Here is a 13,837-nt window from a genome sequence, read left to right as displayed (position 1 = left end):
CCCTCATCCGCCCTTTGGGCACCTTCTCCCCGAGGGGAGAAGGGAATTTCTGTTGCACCTTGCCGATTAGACAACAGCTTTTCAGCCAAAGTCGAGAATCTGAAACCGAAAGCTGCAGTGAATTCCCCCTTCTCCCTGAGGGGAGAAGGTGCCCGAAGGGCGGATGAGGGGGATGGCCGGGCGTGAGCCATGATCAAGCCACGATCTCCGCCGTCTCAACGACTGCGTGGAACAGCACATCCGCTCCGGCGGTTGCCCATTCCTTGGAGATTTCTTCAGCCTCGTTATGGGAGAGGCCGCCGACGCAGGGGCACATGACCATGGTGGCGGGAGCGACCTTGGCGGCCCAGCAGGCATCGTGACCGGCGCCGGAGATGATGTTCATGTGGCTGTAGCCGAGTTTTTCAGCCGCGTTACGCACTGACGTGACGAGCTTGGGATCGAAGGTGACCGGCTCGAAATGGCCGATGGCTTCGACCGAGCAGCCGACGCCAAGAGCATCGCAAATCTCCTGTGCCTGCGCTTCGATCTTCGTACGCATGCGGTCGAGCTTTTCCTTGTCCGGCGTGCGGATGTCGACGGTAAAGACCACCTTGCCGGGCAGGACGTTGCGCGAATTGGGCGAGAAGAAGACCTGGCCGACGCCGCCGACGGCGCCCGGCTGGTTTTCCATGGCGACGCTCTGCACCATCTCGACGATCCGCGACATAGCGAGGCCGGCGTTGACGCGCATCGCCATCGGCGTCGAGCCTGTATGCGCTTCCTTGCCGGTCAGCGTGAATTCCAGCCACCAAAGGCCCTGACAGTGCGTGACGACACCGATGGTCTTGTTCTCGGCTTCGAGGATCGGGCCTTGTTCGATGTGGTATTCGAAATAGGCGTGCATCTTGCGGGCGCCGACCTCTTCGTCGCCGAGCCAGCCGATGCGCTTCAGTTCATCACCGTAGGTCTTGCCCTCGGGATCCTTGCGGCCATAGGCATAGTCGAGCGTATGCACGCCGGCAAAGACGCCGGAGGCGAGCATTGCGGGCGCAAAGCGCGCACCTTCCTCGTTCGCCCAGTTGGTGACGACGATCGGATGCTTGGTCTTGATGCCAAGGTCGTTCATCGTTCGCACGACTTCCAGCGCGGCGAGCACGCCGAGGACGCCGTCATATTTGCCGCCGGTCGGCTGGGTATCGAGATGCGAGCCGACATAGACGGGCAGCGCATCCGGGTCAGTGCCGGCACGGGTCGCGAACATCGTGCCCATCTTGTCGACGCCGACAGTCATGCCGGCCTTGTCGCACCAGCTCCTGAAAAGGCTGCGTCCTTCGGCGTCGGCATCGGTCAGCGTTTGACGATTGTTGCCGCCCGCAATGCCGGGGCCGATCTTCGCCATGTCCATCAGCGTATCCCAAAGGCGGTCGCCATTGATACGCATGTTTTCTCCTGGCGCTGCCACCATGATGCAATCCTCACCTGTTTGTCCTGGGGCATGCAAGGTGCGTGCCCAAAATTGTTCCCGTTGGTCTTATTCCAAATTCCCGAGCGCCGTCTTGTTTTTCTTGCCCGGAAAATCGCCAGTTGCCTTTAAGGAACATCTGACCGATAATTTGACCGATTGGTAAACATTACAACTTCCGTGGCGCGGCTCAAGACGAAAAGCACGAAAAATTCCGATAAAATTTCAGGCGATTGCCTAAATCAGATGCATCGACAGGGTGAATGAGAGCTCGGCCGAAAGGCTTGGATTTCAAGGAGAAACAGAGCAGACATGGCCATTCCCAGAGCCGCCAGGACGCAGCGCCGCACCCGTATCCAGGAAGAGAAAGAGGAAATCATATTGGAAGCCGCGCTGGACGTATTTTCCGTCAGCGGTTTCCGCGGCTCGACCATCGATCAGATCGCCGAAGTTGCCGGCATGTCAAAGCCCAATCTGCTCTACTATTTCCGCACCAAGGAGGCTATGCACCGGGCCTTGATCGACCGGGTGCTGTTTACCTGGCTGGAGCCGCTGCGCGCTTTCGATGCCAATGGCAACCCCGAAAGCGAGATCCGTTCCTATATCCGGCGCAAGCTCGAGATGGCCCGCGATTTTCCCCGCGAAAGCCGGCTTTTTGCCAATGAAATGCTGCAGGGCGCGCCGCATGTTGAGGACGAGCTGCGTGGGCCGCTGAAGGCGCTCGTGGACGAGAAGGCCGAGGTCATCCGCGCCTGGGCAAAAGCCGGCAAGATCGCCAAATGCGATCCCTATCACCTGATCTTTTCGATCTGGTCGACCACACAGCATTATGCGGATTTCGACGTACAAGTGCGCGCTGTGCTTGGCGACGAGCATTCGGGCGAGGGACGTTTCGAGGATGCTGCCCGCTATCTGGAACAGCTTTTCGTCGACGGGCTTCGAATTCGTCAGGACTGAGCGGCGAGGCGATCCTTCGGAGGATTGCGCCTAAAATAATAGGCGACCGCAGCAAGCCGCGGCCGCCTTTTGAATGCTTACAGACTTTACCGTTATTCTGCCGCCTGACGCGCCATCGGATTGTTCGGATGCGTCGTCCAGTTGGCATAGTTCGGATCGACGATCTTGCCGGTGCGCTTGTCGAGGCTGCCAGCCGGTAGCTCTTCCATGGTGATGCAGTTCTCGACCGGGCAAACGTTGACGCACAGATTGCAGCCGACGCATTCCTCTTCCATCACCTCAAAGCGCCTGACGCCATCGACCATGTTGGTGATCGCCTGATGCGAGGTGTCCTCGCAGGCGATGTGACAGCGGCCGCACTTGATGCAGGCATCCTGGTCGATCTTCGCCTTGGCGATATAGTTGAGGTTGAGATACTGCCAGTCGGAGACATTCGGCACGGCGCGGGCGATGATGTCGTCCAGGCTGCGGTGGCCCTTCTCGTCCATCCAGTCGGAAAGGCCCGTGATCATCTCCTCGACGATCTTGAAGCCATAGGTCATGGCCGCGGTGCAGACCTGCACGTTGCCGGCGCCGAGCGCGAGGAATTCCGCCGCATCGCGCCAGGTGGTGATGCCGCCGATGCCTGAGATCGGCAGGCCATAGGTTTCCGGATCGCGGGCGATCTCGGCCACCATGTTGAGCGCGATCGGCTTCACCGCCGGGCCGCAATAGCCCCCATGGCTGCCCTTGCCGCCGACAGTCGGGTTCGGAGCGAAATTGTCGAGATCGACCGAGACGATCGAGTTGATCGTATTGATCAGCGACACGGCATCCGTGCCCCCGGCCTTGGCGGCGCGGGCGGGCTTGCGGATATCAGTGATATTCGGCGTCAGCTTGGTGATGACCGGCATGCGCGTGTACTGCTTGCACCAGCGCACGACCATTTCGATATATTCCGGCACCTGTCCGACCGCGGAACCCATACCGCGCTCGGACATGCCGTGGGGACAGCCGAAATTGAGTTCGATGCCGTCTGCTTCCGTTTCCTCGACCAGCGGCAGGATCGCCTTCCAGGCATCCTCGACGCAGGGGACCATGATCGAGGCGATCAACGCGCGATCCGGCCAGTTCTTCTTCACCTGCTTCATTTCGCGCAGGTTGGTGTAGAGGTCGCGGTCGGTAATCAGTTCGATGTTGTTGAGACCGAGCAGACGGCGGTCGGCACCCCAGATCGCGCCGTATCGCGGGCCGTTGACGTTGACGACTGGCGGTCCTTCTTCGCCGAGCGTCTTCCAGACGACGCCGCCCCAGCCCGCCTTGAAGGCGCGCTCGACGTTATAGGCCTTGTCGGTCGGCGGCGCGGAAGCCAGCCAGAACGGGTTTGGAGACTTGATGCCAACGAAATTATTGCGGAGATCAGCCATTTCGGTTCTCCTTTCAGGCGACTGCAGCGGCCGGCATGGCGGCAGCGAGCGCACGGTTGATGGATTCGGCCGCGTCGCGACCCTGTGCCACGGCCGAGACCGTCAGGTCATCGCCGCCAAGCACGCAGTCGCCGCCGGCCCATACGCCTTCGATCGAGGTGCGGCCTTCGCCATCAATGGCGATACGGCCGGATTCCATGCTCAGCGCGCCGAGGCCTGAAGCCTCGAACGTCTGACCGATAGCCTTGAAGATCTGGTCGGCGGCAATGACGCCGACATCGCCGGTGCCAACGAGCTTGCCGTCACGCAGTTCGGTGTATTCGACCTCGATGCCGGCGACCTTGCCGTCCTTGTCAAGGATGCGCTTCGGCGCGAGCCAATGGCGGATGATGACGCCCTTGGAGGAGGCCAGATCCTGCTCGAATTCCGAGGCGTTCATGTGTTCCTTGCCGCGGCGATAGCAGATCGTCACCTCTTCGGCGCCAAGCAGTTTTGCCTGCACGGCTGCGTCGATCGCGGTCATGCCGCCGCCGAGAACGACGACGCGGCGGCCGATGGCGATATCGGCCTTGTTACCAGCCTGGCGCAGTTCGGCGATGTACGCAACGGCATCAGCGACGCCCTCGAGATCCTCGCCTTCGGCCCGCAGCGCGTTGACGCCGGCAAGGCCGAGGCCGAGGAAGACGGCGTCATATTGCTGAGAGAGGTCGGAAAGGCTGAAATCGCGGCCGAGCGCCTGGCCGTTCTTCACCTCGATACCGCCGATGGCGAGCACATAGTCGACTTCCTTCTGAGCGAAATCGTCGACCGCCTTGTAGGTTGCGATGCCGTATTCGTTCAGGCCGCCGGCCTTCTCGCGGGCATCGAAGATGGTGACGTCGTGACCCTTGACGGCAAGACGATGCGCGCAGGCAAGGCCGGCCGGCCCGGCGCCAACGACGGCGATCTTCTTGCCGGTGGAAGCGGCCCGCGTATAGAACTGCTTGTTCTCAGCCATCGCCGTATCGGTCGCATAGCGCTGCAGCCGGCCAATCTCTACCGGGCGCTCTTCGGCAGTATTGCGCACGCAAGCCTGCTCACAGAGCTGTTCGGTGGGACAGACGCGGGCGCACATGCCACCAAGGATGTTCTGGTCGAAGATCGTTTTCGCCGAGCCGATCGGATTACCCGTCGAGATCTGGCGGATGAACATCGGAATGTCGATGGAGGTGGGACAGGCCGTCATGCACGGCGCGTCGTAGCAGAAATAACAGCGGTCGGATGCGACCAGCGCCTCATGCTTGGTGAGACGCGGGTGAAGATCGGAAAAGTTTGCATCATATTCGGCAGGCGTGAGTCTGCCTTTATGAATCCCAGTTTCCAGTCGTCCCATTGAAGTTCCCTCTTATAGTAAACGGCTAGTACTGGAACGGTAACTCAGCTTAAAAAATTTATCAAACGGTAAATTTTTATCGCAAGGCGTGCTTCGATACGCCCTGCTGTGGGGGGGATGAGAACATTTTCGATCACTGGAGTTCTTATCTTAAGTATATGATATAAAACGTTTTTCTTCTTTTCCGCAGGCGGTTCGGAAAGGCTTGGGGCCTGACAATGACTGCGAGCGCCTGTCTGCGACTGAAGGGACGCCATGTCAGAGGTTGTGCTGAAATGTAAAAAGCTGATGAAATTTTTTGGATCTGGGTGGAACCAAGGCTTTGCAGCATCGTTATGTCGATGTCCTGATGATGATCGCATCTCCTGATGCACGCCCAATACGTCTCAGGACTCTACTCACGGTCCCCTCCCGATGAGTGCAAAGCAGCCAGTGCGCCGCCCTCGCACTGGCTGCTTTATTGTGCTCCCGCCGGCCGCTAGCGGCGTCTTAGGATTTCATATTCAGTTTCAGGAATGGTGATCCGATAGCCGATGCTGCCGTCGTCAACGGCGAAGTCGGCACGGCCGTTCATGGACGTGGGTACGACGCGCTCGAGCACGGTGCGGCTGAAGCTGTTATCTTCAAACTCGTGATCGGAGGGGGAATAGAATCGCTCCGACCAGGCGACTTCGATCGCCTTCTTGCCATCCAGTTCGGCTTCTCTGCAGTTCAGCGTGATGCTGGTTGCGCCCGTCGAGATGGCGCCGTGCGATGCGGAATTGACGATGAGTTCGTGCAAGGCAAGGCCCAGATGCACGGCGGCATTGGGCGTCAGATGGGCATTGATGCCGTAGATCGGCATGGGTACGCCGGCATCCGGCCAATAGGGTGCGAACTGCTTTTCTGCCAGTTCGAAGAGATAGGCCCCCCGCCAGCTGGAATCCGTGATGAGATCCTGCGAATTCGACAGGGATTGCAGGCGACCGCGGAACTTGATGAGGAAATTGTCGACGGAAAGCGTGTGGCGGGCGGTCTGCGTGGCGATGCCCTGAATGATGGCGAGCAGGTTCTTGGAGCGGTGCGACAGTTCGCGCAGCAGCGACTTCAGCACTTTTTCACGGTGGCGGCTCTCGGTGATTTCGGAGATGACGGACAGCACGCCTTGCGGCTTGCGCCCGCCGATGCGTTCCATTTTCAGCTCGTAGATCCGTGCGCCGTCGCCGCTGGCGATCTCAACCTCGGCGGTTGCTGGCTTGCCGCTTTCGAGCACGCCCCGTTTCAGACGCAAAAGGTGCTCGCCATCCTTTTCTCCAAAGAGATGCGAGTCATTGCCGCCCATGACGACTGACGACTGCAGATGGTCCGGCAGATTGTCGGCATAACGGATCAAAAGATTTACATCCTGGAACAGGATGGACACACTGGCGCTCGCAAGCGCCCGCTCCATCAGAGCGGCTTTGCCTTCCAAACTCAAAGGCGCGCCGGGTAATGGTTCAGACGTATTCACCGGCTTGCCTTTCACACGCATTTCGAGAACCCCGCCGATAGGGCATTCTCACTCGTAACAACTTGAACCGACCTATAGAATCGCCCCGGATAACAGTCGGTAAACCGGCCGTTTCAAACTCGAACGCCCGGTTAAAGTCTTTGTTCCGCCACGGGGTTTTCACTTGAATCAGGCGGCCACCTTTGTGGTTTCGTTAAAGAAGAGTGCCTGGCTGATGAGAGCCTTCACCATGTCCGGATTGAAAGGCTTGGTCACGAGGAAGGTCGGCTCCGGCCGCTCGCCGGTCAGCAACCGCTCGGGGAAAGCGGTGATGAAGATGACCGGGATGCTGGCGGTTTTGAGGATGTCGTTGACTGCATCGATGCCCGAACTACCATCGGCGAGCTGGATGTCGGCAAGCACCATGCTCGGCTTCGTCGCATTATAAAGAGCGACGGCTTCGGCGTGGGTGCGGGCAATGCCGGTGACGCGGTGCCCGAGGCTTTCCACCATCTGCTCGATATCCATCGCGATCAGCGGCTCGTCCTCGATGATCATGATATCCGTTGCCACCTGGCGCGAGATTTCCTGGGAGGCGGTATCGAGGAGGTGCATGGCATCGCTTTCGGAGACATCGAGAATATCGGCTATCTCGCCGAGGCGGAAACTTTCGACAGATGCGAGCAGGAAAGCCTGACGCGCAAGTGGCGAGACCTTGGAAAGGTTTACGGATGCGCGCTGTTCCCAGGCGAAAGGAGAGGCCGGTTCAGGAATCTGAAGTGTCACGGAACCGAACAGCTTCGTGAACAGTTTATAGAGTGCGACACGGTCGCTGTCGGTGTCCGGAAAGATGGATATGTCGGCGATGATGGCTTCCAAAACCGCAGCAACATAGGCGTCCCCCGACGTCTGCGTTCCGGTCAAAGCACGTGAATAACGCCGCAAATACGGAAGATGCGGCGCAATGCGTGTGGAAAGTGTCATCAATGGCTCCCGCCTTTATCAAATTCTAATTAAATACAGCCCAGAGGCCGCAATGACTAACAAACGTCAGTTGAGTAAAAAAGTTCCTCTTTGTCGGAACTTTTTTTAGGCAGTCGCATTACAATGCTTACAATCGGACGACCTCAACCTTTACGATTCGTTAGGCAACTGTTTTGAATGAGGTCAACCGCTCTCCCAAACGGGGAGGCAAGGGCGCGCCTTATCCATGAACGCGAGACAATTGAGAAGCGAGCAGGCCAAATGACCATCCAGAATCATGAGGACGCAGACAAGAAGGCATCGGACCTGCGTGCGATGGATATCCTCGACCCCAATAATCAGATCGGCAACCGGCTCCGTTCGTTCTATGCCGCCATGCAGGACGAAGCGATTCCTGATCGCTTCCTGGATCTTTTGGAGAAGCTCGATCAAGCCGAACGCTTGGCCTCCGCAAAGGTCTCCGAATAGGAGGTGGCGCCATGGAAACGCAAACGAGCTTCAAGCGCGAACTTCTCTCCGCCCTCCCGAGTCTTCGAGCCTTTGCCATTTCTCTGACCGGCCGCCACGATCGAGCCGACGATCTCGTTCAGGACACGATCATGAAGGCCTGGGCGAAGCAGGACCATTTCGAGATGGGCACCAATATGAAGGCCTGGCTCTTCACCATCCTGCGCAACGAGCTTTACAGCCAGATGCGCAAGAGCGGCCGTGAAGTCCAGGATAGCGACGGCGTATTCACCGAATCGATGGCGACACATCCCTCGCAATATGGCGCCGTCGACCTGCAGGACTTCCGCAAGGCATTGGACCAGCTGCCGCCCGATCAGCGCGAAGCCATCATCCTGGTGGGCGCATCCGGATTTTCCTATGAGGAGGCAGCCGAGATTTGCGGCTGCGCAGTCGGCACCATCAAGAGCCGCGTCAACCGCGCGCGCCAGCGGCTGCAGGAACTGTTGGATATTTCCGGTGAGGCCGATTTCGGCCCGGATGCTACATCGGCGCCGCTGACTTCCAAGGCATTCGCTTTCTGACAAAAGCCCGGTCCTCTGAACTGCCCTGAAGGTTGTGTCCAACTTTCGGGGGTCAGTTTACTCCGACCGGGCTTTTCATTTAACAATCCGTACAGCTTCTCTTTTTTCAGTCGCGGCGCTTCCGTGCGTCACGTCCCAGCGGCTCAATCGTCTTCGTCGCTCGACGAAAACAGGTTGCCGAAGAGGAGGGCAGCAGCAACGGCGACGGTCATCAGCGGCTGCTTGCGTACGAGGCCGACGACAGCGGCTGCTATCGATTCCATTGCCAGTCGGCGTTCGCGGGCTCTGCGCTGTTCCTGCTTGTCGATGATTGCCATGATGACGAGCACGATCAGGCCGAGCAAGAGCGCGCCTGCCGCTATCAGCAGCGCCGAAACAGCAGCACCGTAGATCGTCGCAAGCCAGATGGCAGCCGCGATCAGGGCGAAGGCATAGGCCGTCAGCAGCAGGAGGACGGCAATGGCAATGAAAAGACCGTTGCGCTTGGTCCGCGCAACGGTACGGTTGAATGTGCCTGACAGCAGCAGGCCGAGGATCGGAGAGATCATCCCGCCACCCTAGCGGCGAGACAGAAGCAGGGCAACGGCAAGGCCGAAGGCTGCAGCCGCGCCGATGGTGGCGACGGGATGCTGGCGTACGGTTCTGCGCACTTCACGCGAGCCCCTTGCATAGCCGCGCTGCAAATCGTGCAGCAATTCTTCACCGCGGACTGCGAGGTCATCCAGTCCCGACTCGGCGCTTGCGCGCCATTTCTTGCCTTGCTTTGCGCCATTCTCGCCGATCAGCTTGGCAAAGGCCGCAACTTCTTCGCGCAGCGAGTCGATCTGTTCTTCGATGGTTGCTTCGACATCATGAAGGCTGCCGCCATTGCGCTTGCCGCGCGTCGAATGGAGGAAGGATGTGGCCATGTTCAGCTCCCTTTCGCTTGGGCGTCCCTTGGGGCACCTGTTTTCGTGATGATCGGAATTCTCCGACGCACCAGAACATTGCACGCTCGGAACATCTATTCCGACCGCGTCATCTCAACGCGCGGATGCAACAAAAAGTTCCGGATATGCGGAGGTCCGGCCTCAGTCCGGAAGTGCGCTGTGGGCGAGAACGAAGGGAGCACCGTCGGAGGGAACGCGGTTGACGCGCAGGTTGCAGCCGAAGACATGCTGCAGGTGCTGGTCCGTCAACACGTCCTTGATCGATCCCGTGGCCTGCAGCCGACCGTTCTTGATCAGGACCATCCGGTCGGCAAAAAGCGCGGTCAGGTTGAGATCGTGCATGACGGCGATGACGCCGCCGCCACGCCGGCAGAATTGCCGTGCAAGCGCCATGATGGTGAGCTGATGGCTGATGTCGAGGCTGGAAACAGGTTCGTCGAGCAGCAGCCAGCGAGGCTTGCCGTCAATGACAGGCTCGGAAATCTGGCAGAGCACGCGCGCGAGCTGGACACGTTGCTGTTCGCCGCCGGAAAGCTCCTGATAGAAGCGGCCTTCGAAACCGTCGAGATCGACAGCTGCAAGCGCCTCCGTCGCGATACGGTCGGCTTGCTCGGGATGGCTGTTGCGGCCGCTGGTCAGGCCCATGCGCACGATCTCGCGGACGGTGAAGGGGAAGGATATCGAGCTTGCTTGGGGCAGGACGCCGCGCATTTCAGCAAGCTGCCATGGCTCCAGGGTCTTGATTTCAACACCGTTCATATGGATGCCGCCGCTATAGGCGAGCTCGCCTGAGATGGCTTTCATCGTCGTGGTTTTGCCGGAGCCGTTCGGCCCGCAAATGGCGGTCAGCGTGCCGGCTTCGGCTGTGAAGGATATATCCTGCAGGACCGGTTTGCCGGCAAGCCGGACGCTCAGATTGGAAACATCGATCATCGCGAACTCACAGGCTGAGGCGCGAGCGCTGTCTGAGCAGCATCCACAGGAAGAAGGGACCGCCAACACCGGCCGTCAGAATGCCGATCGGCAATTCAGCCGGAGAAACGATAGTGCGGGCAACCACATCGGCAGCGACCAGCAGCGAACCGCCCAGCAGCGCTGAGGCCGGCAGCAGGAAACGATGGTCGGGGCCGATGACCATGCGCAGGATATGCGGTACGACGATACCGACGAAGCCTATGCCGCCGCTGACGGCGACGGAGGCGCCAACCGCCGCAGCAACGCTGACGATGGCGATATTCTTCAGCCGCTGCACCGATATCCCCATGTGGAAAGCCGCCGCCTCGCCGAGCGTCAGCGCATTCAGCCCGCGCGCCATGAAGGGAAGGGGCAGAAGCGAAAGGACGATGATCGGGCCGGCACCTGCGACCTTGCTCCAGGTCGAGCCCGCCAGCGATCCCATGCTCCAGAAGGTCAGGTCGCGCAACTGCCGGTCGTCGGCCACGTAGATTAGGATTCCGGTTGCCGCCAGGGCAAGCGAACCGAGCGCGATGCCGGCCAGCAGCATGGTCGCGATCGATGTCTGCCCGTACCGGGTCGCAACCTTATAAAGCAATATCGTCGTTGCCAGACCGCCAGTGAAGGCGGCGATCGGCAGGGAAAAGATCCCGAAGAGATGCGCGAGAGGGGCAAGCGCGCCTGCGCCGAGGACGATCATGGCAACGGCGCCGAGGCTGGAACCGGCAGATACGCCGATCAGGCCGGGATCGGCCAGCGGATTGCGGAAAAGGCCCTGCATGACAGCACCCGAAACCGCCAGTCCGCCGCCGATCAGGAAGCCGAGGACGGCGCGGGGCAGCCGGATCTCGAAAATGATGATGCGGTCGCGGATGCTAAGCGTGCTTTCCATGCTGCCGGTCAGTATGCCCGTTACGACATCGATGACCGAAGCATTCGACGCCCCTGTCGTGATCGAAAACAGAAAGGCCGTTGCCGAAACCACTACGAGGCTGGCGATGACGAAGATCGCAAGCGTGCTGCGATCCCCCTCGCGTCGGCGTGCCGTTGTTTGCGACATCTGCTTCAGCCCGGCCATGGCATCGTTGAATGCCACGTCAGCCTCCGTAGATCGCTGCGTTCAGCTCGCGAATGGCGCTGGCCGTGCGTGGTCCGAAGCCGAGCAGGTGCAGGCCGTCCATGCGCACGATCGCCTTGTGGCTCGCGGCCGGCGTCAGCGAAATGGCCGGCTGCTTCAGGAGGTCTTCGTTCGACATCGACAGCGGCCCTTCGCGATCCATGATCAGGATCACGTCCGGCTTGGCTTCGATGATGGCTTCATCCGTCACCGACTTGTAGCCGGAGAAGCCGCTGATCGCGTTGGTGGCGCCGGTGAGCTTGATAATGCCGTCGGCGGCCGTATTGCTGCCCGAGGCCATGATCTTGCCGTTCTGGTTGCTGAGCACGAAAAGGACGCGCTTGCGCTCGGCCTCCGGGCGCTTGGCGGAATCATTGATGGCAGTGTCGAGATCGGCGGCGACCCTGGCTTCCAGGGCCTTGGCCTTGTCCGGCACGCCAAGCAGCGCGCCGACGACTTCGATCTTCTTCAGAATGCCATCGCGATTGTAGGTTTGCGGCACGGTCTCGAAGGGCAGGCTGGCATTGCGCAACACGGCCAGCGCTTCCGGCGGGCCGGAGCCTTCGACGGCAATGATGGCGGTTGGATTGACGGCCAGAATGCCTTCCGGCGACAGCGCGCGCATATAGCCGACATCGGGAAGCTTGGTCGCTTCCTTCGGATAAAGGCTGGTGGAATCGCGGGCGATGAGCCGCTTTTCCTCGCCGAGCGCATAGACGATCTCTGTTACATCGCCGCCAATGGAGACGAGGCGCGACGTATCCGGCGTCTTGGCCGTTTCGGCGGCATGCGCATGGCGCACGAAACTGCCGAGGCCTGCGATCGAGTTGGCCGGCACGAGAGGCAGGGCCATTACCATCACGGTCAGGGCGGCTTCCCACGGCCTGATGCGCTTCAAGTTCTTAAACATCGTCATGGAACCATCTCTCACGCGGCAACGCTGGTGCCTGATCTCGCCAGGCTCTCCAGGATGGCGCGCCAATCGGGGCGCTCATCGAAACCTTCCTTCCGCTTACCGAAGAACTGGATAATCATCTCGCCTTGGGCGTTGTAGGCCTCGAGCGAGGTGACATGGCCGTCCTTGGTCGGCTTGCGCACGGCCCAGGTCTCGGCGATGTGATCCAGCCGCAGATGGAGATGGAAGGTCGGGTCCATGACGTTGATCCAGGGACCCATGGTCTGCACGTTATGGATCGGGCCGGAGTGGATCTGCACCGTTCCCTCATTGGCAACGAAGCACATGATCGGCAGGCCCTCGCGCACGCAGGCGTGCATCATCTCCGCAACAGCGCCGGCGTCCAGCTTCCACGCATAATCGTCGCCGACTGTGCGGATCGCTTCCTGGCGGCCGATCTTCAGCTTCTTCAGCATGCCGAAGAATTCGTGCGTATCCGTCATCCGGCTCCAGTGGTCACGCAGCTCGTCGCGGCTGACATCGCCATCCGTCGCCCCATTGTCGTAACCGGAACGATCCTCCGTGAATTCCTGCGACTGGTCCTCGATGCGCAGTTCCGAGACCATGGCGTGATAGGCTTCGACATTCGAATCGGGGCGCAGATGCACCTTGTGAACGGCATCGCCGGCCTTGTCGAAGAACTGCAGGCTGAGCCTCTTCTGATCGCCATCGGTCTTGGTGACGGCAAAGCCATGCACCCAACGCTTCGGAAAGATGCGCAGGTCGATATTCTCGCCGAGTACGATCGCCGCCTGGGCGCCGAATTTCATGTTCTCATAAACGCCGATTTTCTCATGCACGGCGCTTTCATTGCGCGACAGCGCCATGATCTCGCCAAGCGAGGCAATCCGCTCCAGGAAGCGATCAACGCTAGCATCGATGCGGATGGCGGAAATGCCGACTTCGGCGGCCACGAGCGCCGCTTCGGAAATCTCGAGGCGGGCGGCGATATCGCGCTCGCGCATCTTCGGGTTCTCCGCGCGGAAAGCGCGAATTTCGGCGGGGGTCGGTCGGGTCGTCTTAGTCATTTGTCATGCCTATTTGTTGAGTATCAGCTTGCCTTGGCGCGTAATCTTCATGCGGTAGATGACGCCCTCGTGCTTGATCATGATTTCGGTCTGGCCCCGGAAAATATCCGTGCTCTCGACAATTCTTACCTGCGGTGCGGCCGTGCACTGCACCGGCGGCGTAGGGGTCTTCTCAGCAATCATCCTGTTTAG

15 protein-coding genes are annotated in these 13,837 nt (G+C 59.9%); 3 read left to right on the top strand and 12 right to left on the bottom strand.

All coding sequences use genetic code 11. The annotated features are described in order from the left end of the window. Positions 1–193: 193 nt before the first annotated feature. The gene (locus tag I8E17_RS11735; protein WP_069611685.1) at positions 194–1,447 is read right to left on the bottom strand and encodes a Zn-dependent hydrolase; all 1,254 of its coding nucleotides are present in this window, start codon (positions 1,445–1,447) and stop codon (positions 194–196) included. Between the two features lie 309 nt (positions 1,448–1,756). Here I8E17_RS11735 and I8E17_RS11730 point away from each other — a divergent pair, with 309 nt between their 5' ends. After that, positions 1,757–2,401, top strand: a complete 645-nt coding sequence (locus tag I8E17_RS11730; protein WP_069611684.1) for a TetR family transcriptional regulator C-terminal domain-containing protein — start codon at positions 1,757–1,759, stop codon at positions 2,399–2,401. A 92-nt stretch (positions 2,402–2,493) separates the two neighbouring features. Here the strand turns inward: I8E17_RS11730 and preA are convergent, their stop codons facing one another. The 4 genes from preA to I8E17_RS11710 all read right to left on the bottom strand — a co-directional run bounded on the left by preA (position 2,494) and on the right by I8E17_RS11710 (position 7,631). Next, entirely contained in the window at positions 2,494–3,807 is a 1,314-nt protein-coding gene (preA, locus tag I8E17_RS11725; RefSeq protein ID WP_069611683.1) for an NAD-dependent dihydropyrimidine dehydrogenase subunit PreA, read from the bottom strand. 13 nt (positions 3,808–3,820) lie between these two features. Beyond that, positions 3,821–5,179, bottom strand: a complete 1,359-nt coding sequence (locus I8E17_RS11720; protein ID WP_069611682.1) for an NAD(P)-dependent oxidoreductase — start codon at positions 5,177–5,179, stop codon at positions 3,821–3,823. 478 nt (positions 5,180–5,657) lie between these two features. After that, a complete protein-coding gene (locus I8E17_RS11715) occupies positions 5,658–6,689 on the bottom strand; it encodes a sensor histidine kinase (RefSeq protein ID WP_069611681.1) in 1,032 nt (343 codons plus the stop codon). 147 nt (positions 6,690–6,836) lie between these two features. Next, a complete protein-coding gene (locus tag I8E17_RS11710) occupies positions 6,837–7,631 on the bottom strand; it encodes a response regulator (protein ID WP_069611680.1) in 795 nt (264 codons plus the stop codon). A 261-nt stretch (positions 7,632–7,892) separates the two neighbouring features. Here I8E17_RS11710 and I8E17_RS11705 point away from each other — a divergent pair, with 261 nt between their 5' ends. Both I8E17_RS11705 and I8E17_RS11700 read left to right on the top strand, forming a co-directional pair. After that, positions 7,893–8,099 carry a NepR family anti-sigma factor gene (locus tag I8E17_RS11705; protein WP_069611679.1) on the top strand — a complete coding sequence of 69 codons (207 nt, stop codon included), beginning with the start codon at positions 7,893–7,895 and terminating at the stop codon, positions 8,097–8,099. A gap of 11 nt (positions 8,100–8,110) precedes the next feature. Next, complete coding sequence (locus I8E17_RS11700) at positions 8,111–8,662, top strand: RNA polymerase sigma factor (RefSeq protein WP_069611678.1); 552 nt, start codon at positions 8,111–8,113, stop codon at positions 8,660–8,662. A 143-nt stretch (positions 8,663–8,805) separates the two neighbouring features. Here the strand turns inward: I8E17_RS11700 and I8E17_RS11695 are convergent, their stop codons facing one another. From I8E17_RS11695 to I8E17_RS11665, 7 genes are all read right to left on the bottom strand, one after another. Further along, complete coding sequence (locus I8E17_RS11695; protein WP_069611677.1) at positions 8,806–9,210, bottom strand: hypothetical protein; 405 nt, start codon at positions 9,208–9,210, stop codon at positions 8,806–8,808. Between the two features lie 9 nt (positions 9,211–9,219). Beyond that, complete coding sequence (locus I8E17_RS11690; RefSeq protein WP_112720796.1) at positions 9,220–9,570, bottom strand: DUF883 family protein; 351 nt, start codon at positions 9,568–9,570, stop codon at positions 9,220–9,222. Between the two features lie 162 nt (positions 9,571–9,732). Beyond that, positions 9,733–10,524 carry a heme ABC transporter ATP-binding protein gene (locus tag I8E17_RS11685; protein ID WP_069611675.1) on the bottom strand — a complete coding sequence of 264 codons (792 nt, stop codon included), beginning with the start codon at positions 10,522–10,524 and terminating at the stop codon, positions 9,733–9,735. 7 nt (positions 10,525–10,531) lie between these two features. After that, positions 10,532–11,605, bottom strand: a complete 1,074-nt coding sequence (locus tag I8E17_RS11680) for an iron ABC transporter permease (RefSeq protein WP_069611867.1) — start codon at positions 11,603–11,605, stop codon at positions 10,532–10,534. A gap of 37 nt (positions 11,606–11,642) precedes the next feature. Beyond that, positions 11,643–12,578, bottom strand: a complete 936-nt coding sequence (locus tag I8E17_RS11675) for a hemin ABC transporter substrate-binding protein (RefSeq protein WP_069611674.1) — start codon at positions 12,576–12,578, stop codon at positions 11,643–11,645. A gap of 11 nt (positions 12,579–12,589) precedes the next feature. Next, on the bottom strand, positions 12,590–13,645 hold the full coding sequence (locus tag I8E17_RS11670) for a ChuX/HutX family heme-like substrate-binding protein (RefSeq protein ID WP_069611673.1): 1,056 nt from the start codon (positions 13,643–13,645) through the stop codon (positions 12,590–12,592). Between the two features lie 9 nt (positions 13,646–13,654). Then, on the bottom strand, positions 13,655–13,828 hold the full coding sequence (locus I8E17_RS11665) for a hemin uptake protein HemP (RefSeq protein ID WP_047629363.1): 174 nt from the start codon (positions 13,826–13,828) through the stop codon (positions 13,655–13,657). Positions 13,829–13,837 lie beyond the last annotated feature (9 nt).

Origin of the sequence: Rhizobium sp. AB2/73 (genome assembly GCF_020871915.1) — a bacterium.
Classification (GTDB): domain Bacteria; phylum Pseudomonadota; class Alphaproteobacteria; order Rhizobiales; family Rhizobiaceae; genus Rhizobium; species Rhizobium dioscoreae.
This window is presented reverse-complemented; position numbering and strand designations above follow the sequence as displayed.